We start from the raw sequence: 23447 nt of genomic DNA, 5'->3' as shown, positions 1-23447 counted from the left end.
TCCTGCGCTGTGCAGGTCATGCCGGGGGCATGGAAGACCCGATGCTGGAGGGGACCCGCGGCCTTGGCCGTGGGGAGGGTGAGGGGCAGCCAAGCAGTGTGGCGTTTGTGTCGGCCCCTCACCCTCCCACCGCTTGCGCGGCGGGCCCCTCCCTCTCCCCGAGGGGGAGAGGGACAAAGGGGCGGCAAGGGGTTGCCGGTGTTGCCGGCCGGGATTGCCGTGCTGCCGGTCAGGCGTAGGCGCGCATTCCTTGCGCGGCGTAGGAATTGCCGAACTGGCCGGTCAGGGTCTGGAGCCGGCGGCGGACATTGGCGGCCATCAGGTTGACGTAGATCCGGCACGTCTCGTTCAGGCGATCGGCCTCGTCGGCCAGCTCGCGCAGGTCGGGACCGGCAGGGCCGGTGCCCAGCGCCGACAGTTCCTCGATCGCGACCAGCTTCGTCTGGGTGGCGCGTTCCAGCCCCGCGACGTCGTTGGCGCGCAGCGCGGCGATTTCCTGATGAAGCGCCTCGATCACCCGGATCAGCGCGTCGCGTCGTGTCACTGGCCGTTCCAGTTCAGCTTCAGGGCGATCATCTGGTCGGCGATGGTCGCCGGCAGGATCGGGAATTCACCCTTTTCGATGGCCCGCTTGATCGTGGCCACGCGGTCGGTGTCGACCGGGGGAGACTTGGCGAGGTCGGCGGCGAGGCCGCTCAGGGCCGCGGTGTCGGCGCCGCCCATGCGGGTCGCGCCGGCATTTGACGCCTGGGTGGCGGGCGCGGTGGCCGCAACCGTGCCGACGCGAATGATCTTCGCATCTCCCGATATCGGCCTTGAGCTTACTGCGTCCACCATGTCACCCCCGTTGAGGTCTCCTTTGCATAGGGAGAAACGACCGGGAGTGACGAACCTTTAGGATTTATTCGTAACCGGCCAGGGTCGCGTGACCGGCAGCGAGGGCGACCACCTGGACCGGCTGCTTTGCGGTGTCGATCCGCACCATGAAGCGGGCGCCGGGTGCGGCATCCCCCATCGCCACGCCTTCGCGCGAGATGGAGAAGCCGTTCGATCCCGCCTCGATCATCACGGGGTCGCCGCGGCGGATGACCGGTGGCTCCCTGGTGGTCGCGGGTGCCATGGCAGGGCGCAGCGCGGCAGGCGCGGCCACCGCGGCGGCGGGACGGTTCACGGGCACGAAGATGCGCCAGTCCGGTCCGGCACAGGCGACCACCACCGCATCCTGCGCGGGCGTGCGCCACGAAATGGCGACGGTGGGGCATTGCGCGAGGCGCAGGCGCGGATCGACCGCGGTACGCGCGCCGCCCACCTCGCCAACGGCGTGGCCGGTAAAGGCGGCAACCGCACGGTCCAGGCCGGCCGTATCCTGAAAGGCGACGGCGGCGAGCAGGGAAAGCAGGATCATCAGGGTCTCCGGACAGGTTCGCCGGCAAAGGCGAGCGTGACCATGGCGGTGCGCCGTCCGGGCGCATCGGCGATGGCGATGGAAAGGCGGGGGACGGCCGGCGCGATCAGCGCGGCGACGGCGCGGGCGCGGTCGGCGGCGAGCACGGCGCGGCTGCCGGTGGCGGGGTCGACATCGGCGGCGCTGCCGTCGACCGAACCGGTGACGGTGAGCATGACGCGCGGATCGACGGCGGCGCTGCGCGCCCAGGCGAGGAGGTCGCCGGATGCGCCATCGGGGCGGGCCGATCCGGTGGGGAAACTCGCCATCGCGGCGGACAGCGGCATCGGTGGCTCCTGCCGCTTCGGCCGGGTGATTTCGGACGCGCCGCCAAAGCCCTGGCGGAGCCCGGCAACGAGCGCGGCGCGATCCTGATGGCGGGTCGCCTCGATCAGCGCGAAGCAGCCGACGAGCAGCAGCGCGAGGTCGGCAAGCGTGACCAGCCAGATCGGGCGGGCGGGGCGCGGTTCGGGGAAGGCGATCATGCGACACTGGCCAGCGTCACCGCGCGGCGCGGCGCCTCGCGCGCGGCAAGCGCGGCGAGCGGCGCTTCGAGGCGGGCGCGTTCGGTGGCTTCGGTGCGGGCGTTGGTGCGCAGGCGGTGGGCGATGGGCAGGGCGAAGAGGTTGCCGAACAGCGCGCCGTACAAGGTGGCGAGGAGGGCGATCGCCATCGCGCTGCCGATCGCGGCGGGATCGCGCAGCGTGGCGAACATCGAGGCGAGGCCGATCAGGGTGCCGATCAGCCCCATGGCGGGCGCCGCCTCCGCCATGCCGGCCCAGACATCGGCGGCGGCGACGTGGCGCTCGATCCGCAAGCTCTGGGCGCGGTTCAGCCCCTCGACGATGGCGGCGGGCGGCTGGCCATCGACGATCGCGGTGACCGCGTCGGCCAGGTCGGCATCGGCGACCACCGTGCGGTCGAGCGCGACCACGCCCTGGCGCCGGGCGATCCGGTCGAGCGCAGCGAGCTGGCCGAGCAGCGCGTCGCCGTCGAACCGGCGGCGGGGGAGCGTGCGCAGCGCCGCCAGCGCGCGGCCGATATCGGCGAGCGGATGGCGCAGCAAGGTGGCAAGCAGCGTGCCGCCCGCGACGATGGCGAGCGCGACGGGATCGAGGAACTGGTCCAGGGGCGGGAACGCGGTCATGCGCGGGTATCTGCAAGGAGTGGGCCAGTTTGGGGTGGGGGTGTTTCTCCTGCCCCTAGCCCCTCTGGGGAGCATCAGGTGAACAGCGCCCAGCGCTGTTCACCTGATGCTGGAAGGGGCCCGCTGCCGTGAGGCAGTGGGAAGGGTGAGGGGTAGACCAGCAGTGCTGCACTGTTTGGCGGCCCCTCACCCTCCCACCGCTTTGCGGCGGGCCCCTCCCTCTCCCCGGTGGGGAGAGGGCATAGAAGGCGGCAAGGCTTTTGCCGGGTGGCGGCAAGGGGTTGCCGGTTTTGCCGCCGATATGGGGTCGGCGAAGCAATTCCGGCCGCGGCGGTGCAATTGGCACGGCCATTGCTTTGGATGGCGCGTGCGCAATGGGGCGCCAGGAGAAACCGGCCGGTGGCCAGTGAATCGCTATTCGGGGTGCATGGGGCCGCGCTGGAGGTCCGTTCGCAGCGCATGGGCCTGCTGGCATCCAATATCGCCAATGCCTCCACGCCCGGTTTCAAGGCGCGCGACCTGGATTTCGGCGCCGCGCTGAAGGCGGTCGAGGCGGGAAACACCGGCGCCGACCTGTCGGGGGCAATCGGCTACCGCATGCCGACCCAGACCTCGCTCGATGGAAACACGGTCGAGCTGAACGAGGAGCAGACTGCGTTTGCCGAGAATGCGGTGCAGTACCAGTCGACGCTGTCGTTCCTGAACGGCCGCATCTCCACCATCACCCGCGCGCTGAAGGGGGAATAAGCCATGTCGGGCCAGCCGCTCTCCATCTTCCAGGTCGCCGGCCGTGCGATGTCCGCACAGCTGGTGCGGATGAACACGACCGCGTCGAACCTGGCCAATGCCGGCGGCATCGCCGGATCGGAGGCCGCCGCGTACAAGACGATGAAGCCGGTGTTCCGCACCAGCTTCGACGCCGCCAGCGGCATGTCCACCGTCGACGTGGAAAAGGTCGTCACCGCCGGCGAGGCGCCGACCAAGCGCTACGACCCGGACAATCCCATGGCGGACAAGGACGGCAACATCTTCGAGGCGGCCGTGGACGAAACCCGCGAGCTGGTCGACATGATGGAGACCGCGCGCACCTACCAGAACAATGTCGAGGTGATGCAGACCGCCAAGTCGCTGATCGTCGACACCCTCAAGCTGGGTCGCTGATCATGGCCGCATCCACCACCTTCGATTCCACCCTGTCGCAACTGGGCATCGCCCGGTCCGGCGGCACCACGGGCACGAGCGCGGCCACCGCGACCAAGAACAAGTCGACGATGGACCAGTCCGACTTCCTGAAGCTGATGACCACGCAGCTGAAGAACCAGGACCCGTTCAGCCCGGTCGACAACACCCAGATGGTCGCGCAGATGGCGCAGTTCTCCAGCGTCGCCGGCATTTCGGAGATGAACCAGACGCTGTCGTCGATCATGACGAAGCTGAACGGCACGACAACCAGCGACGCTCTCAGCTATGTCGGCAAGACCGTGCTGACCGAGGGCGGCACCGCATTCCCGCGCAGCAGCGGCGGCATTGCCGGTGCCGTCGAACTGGGCGCCGCGGCCAGCGACGTGACCGTGACGATCGCGGACAAGAACGGCGCCGTGCTGAAGACGCTGACCATGGCCAACAAGCCGGCGGGCACCTCCACCTTCGACTGGGATGGCATCACCGATGACGGCCAGACCGCCGGCGCCGGGCCGTACAAGGTGACGCTGTCGGCGCTGAACAACGGCGTGGCGGTGAGCGCCAAGCCGCTGGTCTGGGCGCCCGTCGAATCCGTGTCGCTGCCATCGGGCGGCACCCCCGTCTTGTCGGTGACCGGGCTGGGCCAGGTCGCACTCAGCGCCGTCCGCTCGGTCGGCTGATCCCCTTCCCCTTTCCAGAACAGGAACCCGTCCATGTCCTTCTACACTTCGCTCAGCGGCCTCAAGGCTTCGCAGACCGACATGTCGGTCATCTCGCACAACATCGCCAATTCGGCGACCAACGGCTTCAAGAAGAGCAAGGCGACCTTTTCGGACGTGATGGCGTCCAGCCTGTCGACCGATCCCACCAAGCAGGTCGGATCGGGCACCGTGGTCCAGCAGAACCGCCAGAACTTCAAGGAAGGCAATTACAACAGCACCGCCTCCGCGCTGGACCTCGCCATCTCGGGCGACGGCTTCTTCGCGGTCAACAATGGCGGCAACCTGTCCTACACCCGCAACGGCGCGTTCCAGGTGGACACGAATGGCATGGTGACCGACGCGCAGGGGAGCAACCTGCAGGTCTATCCGGTCGACCAGAACGGCAATGTGACGGCGACCGGCACCGACGGCCTGATCGGCCTGAAGCTGCCCGAGACGAGCGGCGCGCCGGTGGCGACGGGCAAGGTGACGCTGGACGTGAACCTGTCCTCGTCCGCGACCGTCCCGAAGGGGCCGTTCAACCGTACCAACGCGACGACGTACAACAACTCGACGACCACCACGATCTACGACGCGGCGGGCAATGCGCAGTCGGTGGTGAACTATTATGTCCGCGACGAGATGCCCGAGGGTTCGACCACGACGAGCTGGTCGGTATACAGCTTCGTCGGGGAGCAGCCGCTGCGCGTGGGCGGGACCAGCCCGCAGACGATGACCTTTGATGCGTCGGGCACGATGACATCGCCGACCGAGGCGGTCGCGTTCGACGCGTTCCTGCCCAAGGGGCAGGCGACGCAGCAGTCGTTCACGCTGGATTATGCCGGATCGACGGAAATCTCGTCGGTCTTCTCGGTCGACGGACGCAGCCAGGACGGCGTGGCGCCGGGTACGCTGTCGGGCGTGTCGGTGGACAAGTACGGGCTGATCACTGCCAGCTTCTCGAACGGCGACACCCAGGCGCTGGGCAAGGTGGCGGTCGCCAACTTCAACAACCCCGAAGGACTGCGCCAGGACGGCAACAGCTACTGGTCGGCGACCGGCCAGTCGGGCAAGGTGAAGCTGGGCGAGGCCAACACGTCGAGCAACGGCGCGGTCATGTCGAGCACGCTGGAGGGATCCAACGTCGACATCACCGAGGAACTGGTCGGCCTGATCGCGGCGCAGCGCAATTTCCAGGCGAATGCCAAGGCGCTGGATACCGCCAGCCAGATCTCGCAGACCATCTTCAACATCCGCGCATAAGCGGCGACTGACGGGAGCCCCCGGTGGACAAGCTGGTCTATACCGCGGCGACGGGCCTGCGCGCGCACATGTCGGCGCAGGCGGCGATCGCCAACAACATGGCGAACGCCTCCACCACGGGTTTCCGGGCGGATCGGGTCGTGTTCGACCGGATCGAGTTGAAGGGGGACGGCACGCAGTTCGAGGCGCGGATGCCGGCGTCGGAGGAAGTGACGGATGCAGACCGGGCCGCAGGGGCGGTGCAGTCGACGGGCCGCGCGCTGGACGTGGCGGTGAACGGCACGGCGGCGTGGCTGGCGGTACAGGCGGCCGACGGGTCGGAAGCCTATACGCGGCGCGGCGACCTGACGGTGGCGCCGACCGGCGTGCTGCAGACCGGCGACGGCTTTCCGGTGTTGGGCCAGAGCGGGCCGATCACGCTGCCGCCCTACGATTCGCTGACCATCGGGCCCGACGGATCGATCTCGATCGTGGCGCAGGGCGATGCGACCGGCCAGCCGCAGATCATCGACCGGCTGAAGCTGGCATCGACCACCGGATCGAACACGGTGAAGGGACTCGATAACCTTCTGCGGGTAAAAGGCGGAGGCGCGCTGCCCGCGGACATGGACGCCACCGTCCAGGCGGGGGCGCTCGAAGGCTCCAACGTCAATCTGACGCAGGCGCTGGTCGACATGATCGAGAACCAGCGCAGCTACGAGGTGCAGGCCAACCTGATGAAAGAGGCCAAGTCGATGGACGAAAGCAGCGCGCAGCTCCTGCGCATGCCCAGCTGAGGATTAGGGACCGATGTCTTCCGCCGCCATGCATATCGCGCGCACCGGGCTCGACGCCCAGGACATGCGCATGCGCGTCATTTCGAACAACCTCGCCAACGTGAACACCACCGGGTTCAAGAAGGACCGGGCGGCGTTCGAGACGCTGGCCTATCAGGTCGTCACCGCGCCGGGCGCGGCGAGCTCCACCGAGAGCCGCTACGCGACCGGCCTGAACCTCGGCACCGGCGTGCGCATCCAGGGCACCGCGCGGATCGAGAACCAGGGTTCGATGAACACCACGGGCAATTCGCTGGACCTGGCGCTGGACGGCGACGGATATTTCCAGGTGCAGTTGCCGGGCGGGCAGCTCGGCTACACCCGCGCGGGCAATTTCTCGCGCTCGGCCGAGGGGCTGCTGGTCACGGCCGAGGGTTATCAGGTGATGCCGGGCATCACCGTGCCCGAGGGCGCGACCAACATCACGATCGGCACCGACGGCACCGTATCAGCCAGCGTCGCAGGCCAGACGCAGCCGACCGAACTGGGCCAGATCCAGGTCGCCAGCTTCCCCAACTCGGCCGGGCTCCAGTCCAAGGGCGACAACTACATGCTGGAAACCGCGGCGAGCGGCGCGGCCAATCTGGGTGTCGCGGGTCAGGACGGTCGCGGCAATGTCCGCCAGGGCATGCTGGAGGGCTCCAACGTCAACGTCGTCGAGGAATTGGTCGACATGATCGAGACGCAGCGCGCCTATGAGGTGAATTCCAAGATGATCTCGGCGACCGACGAGATGCTGAAATACGCGAACCAGAATCTCTGACTATGGCATCGCGTATCCCCACTCCCCGTTTCGGCTATTGGATCGAATGCGCGCTGGCGGCTGCCGCCGGTGCCATGGTCATCGCCGCTTTCGCCCCCGTGCCCGCCGATGCCGGCATCTTCGGCAAGAAGGCGCCGAAGGAGGACTTCTCCGCCGCGCATCCGCCGATCGCGGTGCAGCCGCTGCCCCCGGCGCAGCCGACGGGATCGATCTTCCAGGTCGCCGACGGTTACGGCGCATTGCATGAAGGCTGGCGCGCGCGGCGCGTCGGCGATCCGCTGACCATCGTGCTGGTCGAGCGGACCGCGGCGTCCAAATCGGCAAGCTCCAAGCTCGATTCGACCGGCAGTTTCGGCATCACCCCACCGGCGACGGGCCCGCTGTCGCTGTTCAGTTCGACCGATGTCGGGGCCAGCGGCCGGCGCGGTTTCGACGGCGCGGGCGAAACCGGCCAGTCCAATTCGCTGTCGGGCGAGATCAGCGTGACCGTGGCGCAGGTTTTCGCCAACGGCACGATGCTGGTGCAGGGGCAGAAGCGCGTCACGCTGAACCGCGGTGACGAGTTCATCCAGATCAAGGGGATCGTGCGCACCGCCGATGTCGGGCTGGACAACCGCGTCGCCTCCACCCGCGTCGCCGATGCGCAGATCGCCTATACCGGCAAGGGCGATGTCGCCCGCGCCAGCCGCCAGGGCTGGCTGAGCCGCTTCTTCCAGACCATCAGCCCGTTCTGAGGACCATCCATTCCATGATCCGCATGCTGCTTGCCTGTCTTGCCGCGCTTCTGGTCGCCGCGCCCGCCCATGCGGACCGCGTCAAGGATCTGGGCGGGTTCCAGGGCATCCGTTCCAACCAGCTGACCGGCTACGGCGTCGTCGTCGGCCTGCCGGGCACGGGCGACGACAATCTGGAATATACGGTGCAGAGCCTGAAGGCCGTCGCCTCGCGCTTCGGCCTGCAACTGCCGCCCAACATGAACCCGGGGATGAAGAACGCCGCGGTGGTGATGGTGACGGCCGAGTTGCCGCCCTTCGCCAAGCCGGGGCAGCGGCTGGACATCACCGTCGCCTCGATGGGCAAGGCCAAGTCGCTGCGCGGCGGCAGCCTGATCCTGACCCCGCTGCTGGGTGCGGACGGGCAGATCTATGCGATGGCGCAGGGCAATCTGGCGGTCGGCGGGCTGGGCGCGGAAGGCGCGGACGGATCGAAGATCGTCGTCAACGTGCCCTCCACGGGCCGCATCCCCGAGGGTGCGACCGTCGAGCGTGCCGTGGCGACCGGGTTCGACACCGCGCCGACGCTGACCTTCAACCTGGCGCGTGCCGACCTCACCACCGCACAGAACGTCGCCTCGGCGATCAACCAGCGGCTGGGCGGCGGCGTTGCGCAGGCGATCGATGCGGTGTCGGTGGCGGTGCGCGCACCGGCCGGCGCGCAGGTGCGCACCGCGCTGATGAGCGAGATCGAGAATCTCGACGTCAACTCGGCCGAGCCGTCCGCAAAAGTTATCGTTAATGCTCGCACCGGAACGGTCGTTATCAATAGCGCGGTCCGGGTCGGACCGGCGGCGGTGACGCATGGCAAGCTGACGGTGCGGATCGACGAGAACCAGCGGATCAGCCAGCCGGCGCCGTTCAGCCAGGGCCAGACCGCGGTCGAGCAGCGATCGGGCGTGGCGATCGACGAGGAGAAGAAGCCGATGTTCCTCATCAACCCCGGTCCCAAGCTGGCCGATGTGGTAAAGGCGGTGAACGCGATCGGCGCCAGCCCGGCCGACCTGGTGGCGATCCTGGAGGCGCTGAAGGAAGCCGGCAGCCTGAAGGCGGAGCTGATCGTCCTGTGAGCGTGATGCTTCCCCCCGCGGCGACCACCGCCACCGGCGGCATCTCCAGCGATACCCGGCGGCTGTCGTCCAAGAACAATCTGGACAAGGCGGGCGAGCAGTTCGAGGCGGTGTTCACCGGCATGATGCTGAAGGCGATGCGCCAGACCAAGCTGGGCGACACGCTGTTCGAATCCAAGGCGCTGGATACGTTTCGCGACATGCAGGACACGCAGGTCGCGCAGACCATGGCGACCGCGGCGCCGATCGGCATCGGCAAGGCGGTGACCGCGTTCCTCGCCAAATCGCAACCGGATCTTAACCAGAGTTCGCCTAACCCGGCGTCATGAGCGACCTGCTCTCCATCGGCGCATCCGGCGTCCGCGCGTATCAGACCGCGCTTACCGCGGTTGGCGAGAATATCGCCAACTCGGGGACGACGGGCTATGCACGCCGCACGGTGGGGCTGAGGGAGGTCGGCATCGCCACCGGGGTCACCGCCTCCAAGTCGAGCGCGGGCGGCGGCGTGATGGTGTCGGGCATCGTGCGCGCCACCGATGTCTATGCCAGCGCCGCGGTGCGCGGGGCGACCACCGAGCTGGCCGCGACCAAGACCACCGGCACCTGGCTGGACCGCATCGAATCAACGATGACCGGGTCCGAGGTGAGCGCGCGGATCACCGCATTCTTCGAATCGGCCAGGAGCCTGTCGGCCGAGCCCGCATCGAACGCCCTGCGCGCGACGATGCTGGAAACCGCCGGCACCGCCGCAGCGGCGATCACCGCCACCGGACAGGCCTTTGCCCAGGCGCGCGCCGATCTGGACGATAGCGGGCACGCGGCAGCGCGCGACCTGACCTCGCTTGCCCAGTCGCTGGCGCGGGTGAATGATGGGCTCCAGCGCACTGCGACGGGAACGGCGGCGTCGGCGCAACTGGCCGACCAGCGCGACACTATCCTATCGCAGATGAGCGAACTGGCCGATATCGGCGTGAGGGTGGACCAGATGGGCCGCGCCACGGTGACGCTGGGCAATGCGCCGGGCACGCCGTTCGTCACGCTCGATCAGGTCGGATCGGTCAGCTACAATCCCAATGAAAAGAACGGCGCGACGTTCGCGCTGGCGATCAACGGCCAGGTGGGCAACATCACGCCGACCGGCGGCAAGACCGCGGGCATACTAGACAGCGCGACGCGCGTGGCGACCGCCGAGGCGGATTTCGCCGCGATCGTCACCGATTTCGTCGAAGGCGTGAACAGCAACCAGACCGAAGGGGTGGATGCCGAGGGCAATCCCGGACGCGCCTTGTTCGCCGTCGGCGCCAAGCCGACCGAGATCAGCCTGACCACGGACGATGGCAGTCTGATCGCGGCGTCGCGTGGCACCGGTGGCGCGCGCGACGCATCGAACCTGACCGCGTTGCAGAATCTGCGGATCGGCAAGGCCTGGGAATCGCAGGTCACCGGCCTGATCACCAACAATGCGACCGTGGCGCGGCAAAAGGCGACGATCGCCGATGCACAGACCGCGATCCTGGGCGGGGCCAATACCGCCCTGTCCACCGCGACGGGCGTCAGCCTGGACAATGAGGCGGTGGAGCTGATGCGGTTCCAGCAGGCCTATTCCGCATCCAGCCGCGTGATCCAGGCCGCGCGCGACACCTTCCAGTCCATCCTGGGCATCAACTGATCGGGCGCGCGATGCAGATCTCCTCGAACCTCTTCTACAGCCAGGCGTCGGCTCGAATGAACGCGCTGTCGGACCGCGCGACCACGCTCCAGACGCAGATCGCGACCGGCAAGCGCGTGCTGAGCCCGACCGACGATGCGGTCGCCACGCAGAAGATCGCGCAGTTCGACCGGCAGGATGCCGCAGACGGCGTGTACAAGACCAACCTGTCGCTGGCTGGATCGCTGATCGGGCAGGCGGACAGCGCGCTGTCGTCGATGGCGACGCAGGTACAGCGCGCCATCGAACTGACGACCAAGGCGGGCAACGGCACGCTGACCGACGCCAACCGCAAGACGATCGCCGAAGAGCTCGACTCGGTGCTCGGCACGCTGGTGACGCTCGCCAATTCGAACGATGCCCGCGGCCAGCCGCTGTTCGGTACGGCAGCGGGAATGGCGGCGGTGGAGAAGGGCGCAGCGGGCTATACCTTTCCGCCGACCGTGGTGTCGGAAATTCCGATCGCCGATGGCCAGACGATCCAGGCGACTGAGAGCGCCAAGCGCGTGTTCCAGATCGGCGATCCGGTCACCGGCACGAACACGCTGGACGTGCTCGCCACGCTGACCGCCGCGTTGCGGGACGGCGGCGATGTGACGGGCGCGGTGGGCGAGGCGCTCGACAAGCTGAAGACCGGCAACGAGCAGATCGCCACGGTGCAGGCGTCGCTGGGCGTGCGTGCGACGCGAATCGAGATGCAGCAGGCGTTGCAGACGACCGCGGCGAACGACCGCGCCTCGCTGCGCTCCGACATCGAGGATGTCGACATCACCAGCGCGATCACCGAGATGCAGCAGATCATGACCGTGTTGCAGGCGACCCAGGCCAGCTTCACCAAATTGTCCGGCCTGTCGCTGTTCGATTATCTGAAATAATCTGAGCTCCCCCCCTTGGGTCGGGCGGCCCCTCCTCGAACCGCACTTTCCGGCAGGTTCCGAAAATTCCCCTGGTAACCGGATAGCTACCAAATGCGGTTAACCGTCAGGGTGAACGGCCGCAGCGGCCGACTCTGGGGAAAACCGCCACCATGTTTCCGGTAATCGGCCTCGTCATTCTGTTCGCCATGGTGTTCGGCGGTTTTGCCATCACCGGCGGCTCGCTCGGCCCCGTCTTCCACGCCATCCCGCACGAAATGCTCATCATCGGCGGCGCCGCGGTGGGTGCGCTCGTCATCGGCAATTCCGGCAAGGAGCTGAAGGCGGTCGGCGGCGGCCTGGGCAAGGTGTTCAAGGGCCCGAAGTACAAGAAGCAGGATTATCTGGACGTCATCTTCCTCGTCTCCAAGCTGATGAAGATGCTGCGCACCGAAGGACCGATCGCGCTGGAGCCGCATGTCGAGGACCCCAAGTCCTCCAGCGTCTTTGCCGAATATCCGCGTCTGCTGTCCGACCATACGTTGACCAACCTGATCGCCGACACGCTGCGCCTCGTCGTCGTCTCCTCGGGCACGCTGGACGTGCATGCGGTGGAGGAGGTAATGGACAACTCGATCAAGACCCATCACCACGAGGTGGAGGGGCCGCACACGACCCTTCAGAGCCTGGCGGACGCGCTGCCCGCGCTGGGCATCGTCGCGGCGGTGCTGGGCATCGTGAAAACGATGGGCTCGATCGACAAGCCGCCATCGGTGCTGGGTGCGATGATCGGTTCGGCGCTGGTCGGCACCTTCATGGGCGTGTTGCTGGCCTACGGCATCGTCAATCCGCTCGCCGGGCGGCTGAAGCAGATCATCGATGCGGACGCGGCGATCTATCACGTCGTCAAGCAGATCATCATCGCATCGCTGCACGGCCATCCGCAGCCGCTGGTGATCGAAGCGGCACGCTCCGGCATCGCCCACAAGAACCAGCCGGGCTTTGCCGAGGTGTTCGACGGCCTGCGGGGCCGCTGATCCCATGGCTAGAGCGCCCCACGGCAAGAACGAGCCGCCCAAGATCATCATCGTCAAGAAGATCATCGCCGATGGCCATGGCGGCCATCATGGCGGTGCGTGGAAGGTCGCCTATGCCGATTTCGTGACCGCGATGATGGCGTTCTTCCTGCTGCTCTGGCTTCTCGGTGCGACCACCGAGAAGCAGCGCAAGGGTATTGCCGATTATTTCGCGCCGACGCTGCTCGACACCAAGTCGCTGGGCGTCGGTGGCGGGGTGATGAACGGCGGCGGCGGTGCAGGCGCAGGCCGGCCGCCACCCTCGATCAGCCATATCCAGCAGGTGATCACGCCGGGTCAGGCCAGCAATGGCGGCCCGCTATACGGCACCGGCGAGAAGGGTTCGCTGCGCAACCCCGAAGCGGTGGCGCAGGAGGATCGCGAGGCGTTCAAGCGCGTGCGCTTCCAGGTGGCGCAGACGATGGAGCGCAGCAAGGCCATGGAGAAGCTGGCCAAGCAGGTGCGGTTCGTGCCCACGCAACAGGGCCTGCGCATCGATCTGGTCGACAATGCCGATTATTCGATGTTCGCGCTGGGCACCACGACGTTGCAGCCCGAGGCATCGGCCCTGATCGGGGCGATCGCCGACGCGACCAAGGGGGTGCCCAACACGATCATGATCCGCGGGCATACCGACAGCCTGCCTTACGGCGATCCGCGCGCGATGAACAACTGGATGCTGTCGTCGGGCCGGGCAGAGGCGACGCGGCGGCGCCTGTTCGCTGGCGGTATCCCCGAGGCACGATTCGAACGGATTGAGGGTGTCGCGGACCGTGAGCCGATCATCACCGCCAATCCCGGCGACCCGCGCAACCGGCGCGTGGCGATCACCCTGCTATACCGCAAGGGCAGTTTCGGGCGCTGACCGGGCCGCCGATCGCGGCATCGGACCCCGATCGGCAGGCGTGAAAAAGCCCGCCCGGTGGGAGACCGGGCGGGCTTTTTCGTCACGCAAAGCCGGTTGCGGCGGCGATCAGGCTTCGGCGTCGGCCTCGGCACCCTTGCGCTTGCGGGCAGGCGCCTCAGTCTTGCCGCCGGGCTTGCGACCCAGGCCGATCTTCTTGGCCATGGCGCGGCGCGACTCCGAGTAATTCTCGGCAACCATCGGATAGTCCGGCTTCAGGCCGTAGCGCTCGCGATACTCGGCCGGCGTCAGGCCATGGGTGGCGAGGTGACGGCGCAAGGTCTTGTACGGCTTGCCGTCGATCATCGAGATGATGTGATCCTTGGACGCCAAGGACTTTCGCACCGACACCGCGGGCGTGTGGTCGCTGGGTGCTTCCTCCGGCTGCGGTTCTGCAGTACCGCCGAGCAGCGATTGCACCGTCTCGTGCATCTTGCCAAGAAACGAGGGAACTTCCTCGGCCGACGTACGAGTATTGGGATTGCCGAGCCAAGCGATGGTCAGTTCGGTTGCAAGCTCAACAGCATTAACGTCGATTGAGTCGTCGGCCATGACACGCTCCTTGGATTGATCTGGCCGTGACGTAGCGTGCCACCGGGTGGCGTCAACCGGGCAAATAGGAGATCGGCTCGAAAACCGGCAATTTGCTCAGAAATGGGTAGCTAGTCCGACGGTGAAACTGGCCTTGCCATGATATTGCAAGGCCGATGATCGGGCAGGGGGCCAGAGCCAATGCTGTGGATCATCTGGCTGACTTTGCCAAAAGCTGATCCGCATCAGTATCGCTGCAACCGTCTTCAATCCCCGCCCTTGTGGCGATGATCCGGATCGCCCCGATATCAGTTGATCAGGGTCGCCCGGTGGACCGACGTCGATCGGCATCCCGCCGGTCCATGATGTCATCGTCGCGAAGCATAGGCTCAACTGCGCGTCTTGTGCGCCAGCCAGTTGTCGAACGCATTCAGGGCGACGCCTGCGATCTTGGTCATTTCGGGAGGAAAGGGCGGCGGCGCCGGCGGTTCCGGCATATCGCGCTTTTCATCATCCCCGGTTGAGGATTCAGAGCCCGAAGATGCGGTCGGGCCGGCGCGACTGATGGCGCCGGCAGCGGCGATCAGGGCGGCGGCGATCACCTGGCGACCAAGGGGACTGCGAAGCTGATCCAGCAAGGCGCTGCCAAGGCCTTGCAGAGCGGTGAGTGGGGTGCCGCCGCCTGTTTCGGTCTGCCGTGCCGCCTCGGCTGCTTTCCGCTTTCGGTTCTTCTTCTTGCCCATGACGATGCTCCGTTGGTGTATTGATTATGTAAGACACCACAGACGATGCGCAAGCGGAGGGGCGGGCGACGCGACCGGCACCGATCCCTCATTCAAAGCGTTGGTTTCGTGCAATTTATCGACCCGAGAGGATGATGATGGTGGAAAAAGGCAGCAAGACGGGCAACCGCGCCAGTCGCAGATTGGCGATCGGTCTCGGCATTGGCGCGATCCTCGCGCTGATACTGGTCGCGGTGTTCAGCATGCGTGTGGCCGAACCGGCGGGCGAGCAACGCGCGCCACCGTCGCAGACGCGCGGCCTGGGCTGACGCCGGCGAGGTCGGGCAGAAATGGCATAGGGTATGTGACTCTGCGGGCGGTGCCCGCGGGGCCGGGTGGTGGCATCCCGCATCGTCATGCGTGCACGCCACCACGCGCATCAACCGGGAACGAAAAAGCCCGGCCCCGTCGGTGACGGAGCCGGGCCTGATCGTCAGGAGTCTGAGCTTAGGAAGACTGCTGTAGGTTCACCGCTGCGTACTTGCCGCGGCGATCGACCTCGATCTCGAACGACAGGCGATCGCCCTCGTTGAGCGAGCTCATTCCCGCGCGCTCGACCGCCGAGATGTGCACAAAGGCATCGGGCTGGCCGTCATCGCGCTGAATGAAGCCGAAGCCCTTCATCGCGTTGAAGAACTTGACAGTGCCCGTCGCCTTCTCACCGGTCAGCTGACGCTGCGGTCCTCCGGCGCCACCGGCACCGCCACGAGGCGCACCGAAGCCACCTTCGCGCGGCTCGCGGGGTTCGCGCGGCGCGCGATCCTGCACCGGCATCGGCTCGCCCTCGATCTTCAGCTCGGTGGCCGAGATGCGGCCGCCGCGATCGACAAGCGTGAAGCCCAGCGGCTGACCTTCGGCCAGACCGGTCAGGCCGGCCTGCTCGACGGCGGAGATGTGCACAAACACGTCCTCGCCGCCGTCATCGCGAACGACGAAGCCGAAGCCCTTCTGGCCGTTGAAGAACTTTACGACGCCGGTGCCCTCGCCGACAACCTGGGGAGGCATGCCGCGACCGCCGCCGAAGCCGCCGCCACCACCGCCGCCGAAGCCGCCACCGCCGCTGCGGCCGCCGCCGAAGCCGCCACCACCGCCGCCGCCAAAGCCGCCACCGCCGAAGCCGCCGCGGCCACCACCGCCGCCAAAGCGATCACCACCGCCAAAGCCGCCGCGATCTTCGAAACCGCCGCCGAAGCCGCCGCCGAAATCGTCGCCGCCGCCGCCGAAGCTGTCGCGCTTGTCACGCCCACGTCCGCCACGATGCCCGCGGCTGCCTTTGTCGAAACTCATAAGCCCTATTCGTCTTCCCGGTTCGCCCGCAAATCCAATCCTGAAAAACCGAGCGCCGGACGATAGCGCGGTTTTTCGGCGCCGAATCTTTTGCGCCTTATCTCCAGCCATAGCGCACAACGCCACGTCTCGCGAATAAATTCGTGCGCGTTCCTGTCATTTTGCTGAATAAACGATGCTTTGTTGCTCCCACGGCACAATGTGCATTGATGTTTTTCCTAAATTTTCGATTGCAACGCACCGATTGCTGTCGGTCGTGGAGGTACAGAGCGGCATTGAGCCGGCGCCGTCGCGGCGCTAGGGCAGAATGCATGACCGTTCACCTGCACGAAGAAGACATCCCCGCCGACCTGTTCGCGCCCGGCGCCGCCATTGCGGTGGATACCGAGACGATGGGCCTGATCACGCCGCGCGACCGGTTGTGCGTGGTGCAATTGTCCGATGGCGGCGCGGACGAGCATCTGGTGCGCTTCGGACCGGGCAGCGACTATGCCGCGCCCAACCTGCGCGCGCTGTTGTCCGACCCCGACCGGCTGAAGCTGTATCATTTCGGGCGGTTCGATATCGCGGCGATCCGGCATTATCTGGGCGTGGTCGCCGGGCCGGTCTATTGCACCAAGATCGCCTCGCGGCTGGTGCGGACCTATACCGACCGGCACGGGCTGAAGGAACTGGTGCGCGAACTGCTGGGGCAGGAGCTGTCCAAGGCACAGCAATCGTCCGATTGGGGGGCGCCCGAATTGTCCGAGGCGCAAAAGGAATATGCCGCCTCCGACGTGCGTTACCTGCACCGGTTGAAGGCGGAACTGGACCGGCGGCTGGTGCGCGAAGGACGGATGGAGATCGCACAGGCGTGCTTCGACTTCCTGCCGGCGCGTGCGGAACTGGACCTGGCCGGCTGGCCCGAGATCGACATCTTCGCCCACGCCTGAGGGAGCGCGCATCCATGTCCGCCATTGCCGAGCGCGAACGTTCGCAGCGCCAGATCTGGGCGGCGCCGGGCAGCCGGCACGACCGGGTGATCGCGATCGCGCGCTGGCTGTTGCCGGCGTCGATCGGGGTGCTGGCGGCGTTTCTGGTGATGGCGCCGGTCTATTCGTCGGGCGATGTGTCGTTCGTGCTGGACAAGAACAAGGTCGAGGTGGCGAAGGAGCGCTTGAAGATCCAGGCGGCGCAGTATCGCGGGCAGGATACGAAGGGGCAGCCGTTCGAGCTGACCGCGGGATCGGCGTTGCAGCGCAGTTCGGCCGAGCCGGTGGTGCAACTGCGTCAATTGGCAGCGGAAATCCGGCTGAGCGACGGCCCGGCCAGCATTCGCGCGAACACCGGGCGCTATGACATGCGCACGGAGCAGGTGCGGCTGGACGGACCGCTGAACGTGCAGTCCGAAGGCGGCTATTCGCTGCAAACGCGCGATGCGACGGTGGACCTGCACCAGCGCACGCTGGAAAGCGGCGGCGCGGTGACGGGACGGACCAAGCAGGGCACGTTCAGCGCCAACAAATTGCGCGCCAACCTGGAGGACAGAACGGTGACGCTGGACGGCAATGCCCGCTTGCGGATCGTGCCGTAAAAGCCGAGATAGCGCGCCATGCAGACGCACCTCGCATCCGTTCTTCTGGCTCCCGCCCTTTTGACGGTACCCGTCGCGCTGGCGGGCCCCGCCGTCGCGCAGCAGCGGCACAACAGCCGCGCACCGATCGATTTCGGGGCGGATCACATCGAGCTGCAGGACAAGGCGAACCGCGCCGTGCTGGTCGGCAACGTATCGGTGCGCCAGGCGGAGATGACGCTGAACGCGGCGCGGATGACGGTGGCCTATACCGGCCAGGTGATCGGGGGTAATCCGCAGGTGTCGCAACTGGATGCATCGGGCAGCGTCGTCGTGCGCCGGCCGGACCAGACCGCGCGCAGCCAATATGCGATCTACGACCTCAATCGCCGGGTCATCACCATGCTGGGCGGCGTGTCGCTGACCCAGGGCGGGAATACGGTGAATGGCGGGCGGCTGACGATCAACATGGATACCGGCCGCGCGGTGATCGACGGTTCGGCGGTGGCCGGTGGCGGCAACAACGGTGCGGCCGCGCCGAACGGCACGACACGCACGAACGGCCGGGTGACCGGCACCTTCTCGGTGCCCGACCGCAACTGATCGTCAAATTTGCAGGCGTGCGCCGCCGGTCGTAAAGGACGCGATGTGATGGACCAGACAGACGCTCCCGATACGATCCAGCAGGCGCGGCCCACGCCCGAGCCGATCGCCGAGCCGCCGGTGTCGCGCGGCCTGCAGGTGGTGTCGATCGCCAAGAGCTACGACAAGCGCGTGGTGCTGACCGACGTTTCGGTGTCGGTCGGGCGCGGCGAGGTGATCGGTCTGCTGGGCCCGAACGGGGCGGGCAAGACGACCTGCTTCTATTCGGTGATGGGACTGGTGAAGCCCGATTCGGGGCGCATCATGCTGGACGGCGACGATATCACCGGCCTGCCCATGTATCGCCGCGCGGTGCTGGGGCTGGGTTATCTGCCGCAGGAAACCAGCATCTTTCGCGGGCTTTCCATCGAAAAGAACATCCTGACGGTGCTGGAGCTGTCCGAACCCGATCCGAAGGCGCGGGCGGAAAAGCTGGACCGGCTGCTGGAGGAGTTCGGGCTGACCCGGCTGCGCGCCGCGCCTGCCATGGCATTGTCGGGCGGCGAGCGGCGCCGGGCGGAGATTGCGCGCGCGCTGGCCGCCGATCCGTCGATCATGCTGCTCGACGAGCCGTTCGCCGGCATCGACCCGATCTCGATCGCCGACATCCGCGATCTGGTGAAGGACCTGAAGCGCCGCGACATCGGCGTGCTGATCACCGACCATAATGTCCGCGAAACGCTGGACATCGTCGACCGCGCCTACATCATCTACGACGGGCGCGTGCTGTTCACCGGATCGCCCGCCGAACTGGTCGCCGATGCCAATGTGCGGCGGCTGTATCTGGGCGAGGGCTTCTCGCTGTAGCGCGATGGCGGCAGGCGGCGTCCTTCCCCTGCCATGGCGGCGCGGATGAGCCTCGCGCCCCGCCTCGATATTCGTCAAAGCCAGTCGCTGGTGATGACGCCGCAGTTGCAGCAGGCGATCAAGCTGCTGACGCTGTCCAACCTGGAGATCGAGGCGTTCATCGCCGACGAGGTGGAGCGCAACCCGCTGCTGGAGGCGCCCGCCACCGACGAGGTGGTGCGGCCCGAACGGGTCGAGCGCGATGCGCCGGCGGGGGCGGACGAGCTGGTGGCGGGCACGGCTCCGGCGGAGGATCGTGCGCTGGACCTCGACTATGCCACCGAAAGCCATCAGCAGGACAGCGTGAGCGACGGCGGGGCGGCGCTGGACGGTGCCCTGGGCCTGACCGGTGGCGGCGGCGGCGCGATGGGGGCCGAGGCGCCCGATCTGGATACGCTGTCCGAGGGCGAGGTGAGTCTAGGCGAGCATCTGGCGGCGCAGGCAGCGGTCGCGGTCGGGGGGGCGGATGCGTTCATCGCGGCGCACCTGATCGACCAGATCGACGAGGCGGGGTATCTGACCGTGGCCACCGCGGAGATCGCCGAGCGGTTGGGCGTGGAGGCCGAGCGGGTGGAGGCGGTGCTGGCCATCGTCCAGACCTTCGACCCGACCGGCGTCGGCGCGCGCGACCTGGGCGAATGCCTGGCGATCCAGGCGCGCGAGGCGGACCGCTACGATCCATGCATGGCGCGGCTGCTGGATCATCTGGACCTGCTGGCGCGCGGTGATCTCGGCCGGTTGAAGCGCATCTGCGGCGTCGATGACGAGGACATGGCGGACATGATCCGCGAGCTGCGCGGCTACGATCCGAAGCCGGGATGCCGTTACGGCGGCGAGGCGATGCAGGCGGTGGTGCCCGATCTGTTCGTCGCGCGCACCAGAAATGGCTGGGGGATCGAGCTGAACGTCGCGACCCTGCCGCGGGTGCTGGTCAACCGGCGCTATTATCACGAGCTGTCGCACGGGCCGCAGGACAAGGCATCCAAGGCGTGGCTGAACGATTGCCTGGCGAGCGCCAACTGGCTGATCAAGGCGCTGGACCAGCGGCAGCGCACGATCATCCGGGTCGCGACCGAGATCGTGAAGCAGCAGGAGGCATTCTTCCTGCACGGCGTGGCGCATTTGAAGCCGCTGACGCTGGCAAAGGTGGCCGAGGCGATCGAGATGCACGAATCGACGGTCAGCCGGGTGACGAGCAACAAATATCTGAGCTGTGCGCGCGGGCTGTTCGAGCTGAAATACTTCTTCACCTCGGCGATTCAGGCGGCGGACGGGGGCGACGCGGTATCGGCGGAGGCGGTGAAGAGCGCGATCCGCGCGCTGATCGCGGGCGAGGGGGCCAAGATCCTGTCGGACGATACGCTGGTCGAGCTGTTGCAGGCCAAGGGCTTCGACATCGCGCGGCGGACGGTGGCCAAGTACCGGGAGGCGATGGGGATCGGCAGTTCGGTGCAGCGGCGGCGGGCCCGGGCGCTGGCGGGGTAGGGGTCGCCAAGCAGCGCAGCACTGCTGGGCGCCCCCTTACCCTTCCCACTGCCTGGCGGCAGCGGGCCCCTTCCCTCTCCCCCAAGGGGAGAGGGTGTTTTAGATCGCGGCCAGGGCCTGTTCGAAGTCGGCGATGAGGTCGTCGGCGTCCTCCACGCCGATCGAGATGCGCACCAGATTGTCGGTGATGGCGAGCGCGGCCTTGCGTTCGTCGGGGACCGACAGGTGCGTCATCGCCGCGGGATGGCTGGCAAGCGTCTCGGTGCCGCCCAGGCTGACCGCCAGCTTGGCGATGCGCAGCGCGTCCAGGAAGCGGAATGCCTCCGCCTCGCCGCCCTTCAGGTAGAGCGAGAAGGTGGAACCGGCGCCGGTGCAGTGGCGGTCGTAGATATCCTGCTGGCGCGGGTCGGTGATGAAGCCGAGATAGCCCATCCGCTCCACCTTCGGGTGATCGCGTAAGTAGGCGCAGACCCTGGCGGCGTTCTCGCCGGCGCGGCTCATGCGGAGTTCCAGCGTCTCCAGGCTGCGCAGCAGCATCCAGGCGGTGTTGGGGTCGCAGATCGTGCCGATCGTGTTGCGCATCGGGCGGACGGTGTTGATCAGCGCCTTCGACCCCAGCACGCCACCCGCGACCAGATCGGAATGGCCGCCGGCATATTTGGTGAGGCTGTAGACGACGAGATCGGCGCCGTGGCGCAGCGGCTGTTGCCAGAGCGGGCCCAGAAAGGTGTTGTCGATCGCGATCGGCGGCCGGTTCTCGCCGGGGAAGCGGGCGTCGCGGGCGGCGACCACCGCCTCGATATCGACCAGCACATTGGTCGGGTTGGCCGGGCTTTCCAGATAGATGAGCGCGATGCGGCCATCGCCGGCGCGTTCCAGCACGCCCTCTATCTCCTCGCGGGTGGCACCGGCGGGGAAGTCGAGCCACTTGACCCCGAAACGGCCGAGCACGCGGCCGATCAGCGTTTCGGTGGCGGCATAGAGCGGACCGGAATGGACGATGGTGTCGCCGGGCTGGACCAGCGACAGGAACAGCGTGGCGATCGCGGCCATGCCGCTGGAAAAGGCCAGCGCGTCCTCCGCCTCTTCCCAGATCGCCAGGCGGTCCTCGAGTATTTCCTGATTGGGGCCGTTGAAGCGGGAATAGACCAGACCCTCCGCGCCGCCGGGCCGCTTGCCGGTCACGCCCTCGAAATGGCGTTTGCCGGCGGCGGCGTTGGGGAAGACAAAGGTCGAGGTGAGAAAGATCGGCGGTTTCAGCGAGCCTTCCGACAGGGTCGGGTCATAGCCATGGCCCATCATCATCGTGGCGGGTTTCAGCTTGCGGGCGCCGAGCGTGCGGGGCTCGGCCTTGGGCGCATTGGTCTGGGGCGTGCCGGTGAGATCGGATTCGTCGGGCATGCGCTGGTCTCCTGCGAAGGGGGCCGCCTCTGTCGGGCGGGATGGGGGCAGGGTAGCGGTGGCGATGGGGGAAGGGAAAGGGCGTGATTCGCGGGACTTGCTCGGTTCACCCGCGGAAGTGGACACTACGTCCCCCCTTGCGTGTCCACTTACCTTTTTTGCAATCGTGCCGATTGGAAGAAGGTGGAGGGAGCGAGCCTGACCCATGCCCGGAACATAGCGGAAACGGGGTGTGTAGGACAGCGCCTCCTTCCGCGCCGCGTGCCGGGGGGCTTGGCCCGTACGATCGCGATCGTGTCCGGTTCTAGTCGGGCAGGCCGATCAGGCTAATCTGGCGGCCGTAGGAGGGTTCGGCGCGGTGGGTGGCGCGGCGGTAGCTGAAGTAGCGGTCGGTCTGCGCGTAGGTGTCCTGGCCGAGTGCGGCGACGCGGGTGATGCCGGCGGCCGCGAGGCGGTGGGCGACATAGGCTTCGAGATCGAAGCGGTGGTGATCGGCGCGCGCCGGCTGGAAGAAGCGCTCGTTGGCGGGGTCGGCGGCGGTAAAGCGGGCGAGGAAGGCGGCGTCGACCTCGTAGCTGGTGCGGGCGATGCAGGGGCCGATCGCGGCGACGATGCGGGCACGGTCGGCGCCGAGCGCTTCCATCGCGGCGAGGGTGGCGTCGGTCACGCCGGCAAGCGCCCCCTTCCATCCGGCATGGGCGGCGCCGATGACGCCCGCCTGGGCATCGGCGAAGAGGACGGGGGCGCAGTCGGCGGTGAGGATGCCGAGAAGGAGACCGGGGCGGTCGGTGACGAGGGCGTCGCCTTCGGGGCGGACATCGTCCTCGGGCGCGGTGCGCAGGGTGACGGCCTCAGCGGAGTGGATCTGGTAGAGGGTGACGAGGCGGGCACCGGGGAGGACCGCGTCGCGGGCGCGGGTGCGGTTTTCCTGCACGGCGTCGCGATCGTCCTCCGAGCCGAGGCCGACGTTCAGGCCATTGTGGAGGCCCGTCGAGACGCCGCCGTGGCGGCCGAGGAAGCCGTGGGGGATGGGGGTGAGAAGCGGGGTGGTGAGGGGGGTTATGGTCATGTTTGGGGTTCCGGCATTATTTCCCTCTCCCCGGTGGGGAGAGGAGTGTTGGGTCGGTCATGCCCCCGGCATGACCTGAACAGCGTGGGGCGCTGTTCACCCTACACTGGCTCGCTGCCGTCAGGCAGTGGGAAGGGTGAGGGGTTGCCACG

The 23447-nt window shown here is 67.4% G+C and carries 29 protein-coding genes; 19 read left to right on the top strand and 10 right to left on the bottom strand.

All coding sequences use genetic code 11. From position 1 onward, the window contains the following. Positions 1-229: 229 nt before the first annotated feature. From GQR91_RS04480 to GQR91_RS04460, 5 genes are all read right to left on the bottom strand, one after another. On the bottom strand, positions 230-544 hold the full coding sequence (locus GQR91_RS04480; protein WP_112381662.1) for a flagellar protein FlgN: 315 nt from the start codon (positions 542-544) through the stop codon (positions 230-232). Further along, a complete protein-coding gene (flgM, locus tag GQR91_RS04475; protein WP_149681318.1) occupies positions 541-837 on the bottom strand; it encodes a flagellar biosynthesis anti-sigma factor FlgM in 297 nt (98 codons plus the stop codon). Before flgM ends, GQR91_RS04480 begins: the two co-directional genes overlap by 4 nt. 64 nt (positions 838-901) lie before the next feature. After that, complete coding sequence (locus GQR91_RS04470) at positions 902-1405, bottom strand: flagella basal body P-ring formation protein FlgA (RefSeq protein WP_149681317.1); 504 nt, start codon at positions 1403-1405, stop codon at positions 902-904. Next, positions 1405-1929, bottom strand: a complete 525-nt coding sequence (locus GQR91_RS04465; RefSeq protein ID WP_211368564.1) for a hypothetical protein — start codon at positions 1927-1929, stop codon at positions 1405-1407. The genes GQR91_RS04470 and GQR91_RS04465 overlap by 1 nt, the downstream gene beginning before the upstream one ends. Further along, positions 1926-2591: a motility protein A gene (locus tag GQR91_RS04460; RefSeq protein WP_149681316.1), complete on the bottom strand. Its 666-nt coding sequence runs from the start codon at positions 2589-2591 to the stop codon at positions 1926-1928. The genes GQR91_RS04465 and GQR91_RS04460 overlap by 4 nt, the downstream gene beginning before the upstream one ends. A gap of 399 nt (positions 2592-2990) precedes the next feature. On the opposite strand from GQR91_RS04460, the gene flgB reads away from it, so the two are divergent. The 13 genes from flgB (at position 2991) to GQR91_RS04395 (ending at position 13661) form a co-directional block, all read left to right on the top strand. After that, positions 2991-3338: a flagellar basal body rod protein FlgB gene (flgB, locus tag GQR91_RS04455; protein WP_375781595.1), complete on the top strand. Its 348-nt coding sequence runs from the start codon at positions 2991-2993 to the stop codon at positions 3336-3338. 3 nt (positions 3339-3341) lie between these two features. After that, positions 3342-3752 carry a flagellar basal body rod protein FlgC gene (flgC, locus tag GQR91_RS04450; protein WP_112381657.1) on the top strand — a complete coding sequence of 137 codons (411 nt, stop codon included), beginning with the start codon at positions 3342-3344 and terminating at the stop codon, positions 3750-3752. A 2-nt stretch (positions 3753-3754) separates the two neighbouring features. Continuing rightward, positions 3755-4453 (top strand): flagellar hook assembly protein FlgD, encoded by a 699-nt coding sequence (locus GQR91_RS04445; protein WP_149681314.1) that lies wholly within the window; start codon positions 3755-3757, stop codon positions 4451-4453. Between the two features lie 33 nt (positions 4454-4486). Then, on the top strand, positions 4487-5737 hold the full coding sequence (locus tag GQR91_RS04440; protein WP_149681313.1) for a flagellar hook protein FlgE: 1251 nt from the start codon (positions 4487-4489) through the stop codon (positions 5735-5737). Positions 5738-5760: 23 nt separating this feature from the next. Next, complete coding sequence (locus tag GQR91_RS04435; RefSeq protein WP_149681312.1) at positions 5761-6513, top strand: flagellar basal body rod protein FlgF; 753 nt, start codon at positions 5761-5763, stop codon at positions 6511-6513. 13 nt (positions 6514-6526) lie between these two features. Then, the gene (gene flgG, locus GQR91_RS04430; protein WP_112381653.1) at positions 6527-7315 is read left to right on the top strand and encodes a flagellar basal-body rod protein FlgG; all 789 of its coding nucleotides are present in this window, start codon (positions 6527-6529) and stop codon (positions 7313-7315) included. A gap of 74 nt (positions 7316-7389) precedes the next feature. Next, complete coding sequence (locus GQR91_RS04425) at positions 7390-8049, top strand: flagellar basal body L-ring protein FlgH (RefSeq protein ID WP_375781602.1); 660 nt, start codon at positions 7390-7392, stop codon at positions 8047-8049. Between the two features lie 14 nt (positions 8050-8063). Then, positions 8064-9158 (top strand): flagellar basal body P-ring protein FlgI, encoded by a 1095-nt coding sequence (locus GQR91_RS04420; protein ID WP_149681310.1) that lies wholly within the window; start codon positions 8064-8066, stop codon positions 9156-9158. 5 nt (positions 9159-9163) lie between these two features. Beyond that, positions 9164-9487: a rod-binding protein gene (locus GQR91_RS04415; protein ID WP_112381822.1), complete on the top strand. Its 324-nt coding sequence runs from the start codon at positions 9164-9166 to the stop codon at positions 9485-9487. Beyond that, positions 9484-10827, top strand: a complete 1344-nt coding sequence (gene flgK / locus GQR91_RS04410; protein WP_149681309.1) for a flagellar hook-associated protein FlgK — start codon at positions 9484-9486, stop codon at positions 10825-10827. The genes GQR91_RS04415 and flgK overlap by 4 nt, the downstream gene beginning before the upstream one ends. A gap of 11 nt (positions 10828-10838) precedes the next feature. Next, positions 10839-11741: a flagellin N-terminal helical domain-containing protein gene (locus GQR91_RS04405; RefSeq protein ID WP_149681308.1), complete on the top strand. Its 903-nt coding sequence runs from the start codon at positions 10839-10841 to the stop codon at positions 11739-11741. A 152-nt stretch (positions 11742-11893) separates the two neighbouring features. After that, positions 11894-12757, top strand: a complete 864-nt coding sequence (gene motA / locus GQR91_RS04400; RefSeq protein ID WP_149681307.1) for a flagellar motor stator protein MotA — start codon at positions 11894-11896, stop codon at positions 12755-12757. Between the two features lie 4 nt (positions 12758-12761). Further along, positions 12762-13661 (top strand): flagellar motor protein MotB, encoded by a 900-nt coding sequence (locus GQR91_RS04395; RefSeq protein ID WP_112381647.1) that lies wholly within the window; start codon positions 12762-12764, stop codon positions 13659-13661. A gap of 108 nt (positions 13662-13769) precedes the next feature. Here the strand turns inward: GQR91_RS04395 and GQR91_RS04390 are convergent, their stop codons facing one another. Together GQR91_RS04390 and GQR91_RS04385 are read right to left on the bottom strand one after the other, a co-directional pair. After that, the gene (locus tag GQR91_RS04390) at positions 13770-14252 is read right to left on the bottom strand and encodes a Ros/MucR family transcriptional regulator (protein ID WP_149681306.1); all 483 of its coding nucleotides are present in this window, start codon (positions 14250-14252) and stop codon (positions 13770-13772) included. A gap of 368 nt (positions 14253-14620) precedes the next feature. Then, positions 14621-14974: a hypothetical protein gene (locus GQR91_RS04385; protein WP_149681305.1), complete on the bottom strand. Its 354-nt coding sequence runs from the start codon at positions 14972-14974 to the stop codon at positions 14621-14623. A 131-nt stretch (positions 14975-15105) separates the two neighbouring features. Between GQR91_RS04385 and GQR91_RS04380 the strand changes: the two genes are divergently transcribed. Next, a complete protein-coding gene (locus tag GQR91_RS04380) occupies positions 15106-15282 on the top strand; it encodes a hypothetical protein (protein ID WP_160146734.1) in 177 nt (58 codons plus the stop codon). 178 nt (positions 15283-15460) lie between these two features. Here GQR91_RS04380 and GQR91_RS19745 read toward each other — a convergent pair whose 3' ends face one another. Further along, positions 15461-16300 carry a cold-shock protein gene (locus GQR91_RS19745; RefSeq protein ID WP_149681304.1) on the bottom strand — a complete coding sequence of 280 codons (840 nt, stop codon included), beginning with the start codon at positions 16298-16300 and terminating at the stop codon, positions 15461-15463. 311 nt (positions 16301-16611) lie between these two features. Here GQR91_RS19745 and GQR91_RS04370 point away from each other — a divergent pair, with 311 nt between their 5' ends. From GQR91_RS04370 to rpoN, 5 genes are read left to right on the top strand one after another with little or no spacing between them, the layout of a single operon-like run. After that, on the top strand, positions 16612-17232 hold the full coding sequence (locus GQR91_RS04370; RefSeq protein WP_112381643.1) for a ribonuclease D: 621 nt from the start codon (positions 16612-16614) through the stop codon (positions 17230-17232). A 14-nt stretch (positions 17233-17246) separates the two neighbouring features. Further along, a complete protein-coding gene (gene lptC / locus GQR91_RS04365) occupies positions 17247-17873 on the top strand; it encodes an LPS export ABC transporter periplasmic protein LptC (RefSeq protein WP_149681303.1) in 627 nt (208 codons plus the stop codon). Positions 17874-17891: 18 nt separating this feature from the next. After that, the gene (locus tag GQR91_RS04360; protein WP_149681302.1) at positions 17892-18455 is read left to right on the top strand and encodes an LptA/OstA family protein; all 564 of its coding nucleotides are present in this window, start codon (positions 17892-17894) and stop codon (positions 18453-18455) included. Between the two features lie 48 nt (positions 18456-18503). Next, positions 18504-19301 carry an LPS export ABC transporter ATP-binding protein gene (gene lptB, locus GQR91_RS04355; RefSeq protein WP_211368563.1) on the top strand — a complete coding sequence of 266 codons (798 nt, stop codon included), beginning with the start codon at positions 18504-18506 and terminating at the stop codon, positions 19299-19301. Positions 19302-19346: 45 nt separating this feature from the next. Next, positions 19347-20825, top strand: a complete 1479-nt coding sequence (gene rpoN, locus GQR91_RS04350) for an RNA polymerase factor sigma-54 (RefSeq protein ID WP_149681301.1) — start codon at positions 19347-19349, stop codon at positions 20823-20825. A gap of 99 nt (positions 20826-20924) precedes the next feature. Here the strand turns inward: rpoN and GQR91_RS04345 are convergent, their stop codons facing one another. Together GQR91_RS04345 and pgeF are read right to left on the bottom strand one after the other, a co-directional pair. After that, a complete protein-coding gene (locus tag GQR91_RS04345) occupies positions 20925-22226 on the bottom strand; it encodes a cystathionine gamma-synthase family protein (protein ID WP_149681300.1) in 1302 nt (433 codons plus the stop codon). Positions 22227-22530: 304 nt separating this feature from the next. Continuing rightward, positions 22531-23295, bottom strand: a complete 765-nt coding sequence (pgeF, locus tag GQR91_RS04340; RefSeq protein WP_149681299.1) for a peptidoglycan editing factor PgeF — start codon at positions 23293-23295, stop codon at positions 22531-22533. Positions 23296-23447: the final 152 nt, after the last annotated feature.

The sequence above is a fragment of the Sphingomonas carotinifaciens genome (assembly GCF_009789535.1).
GTDB classification, from domain to species: domain Bacteria; phylum Pseudomonadota; class Alphaproteobacteria; order Sphingomonadales; family Sphingomonadaceae; genus Sphingomonas; species Sphingomonas carotinifaciens.
This window is presented reverse-complemented; position numbering and strand designations above follow the sequence as displayed.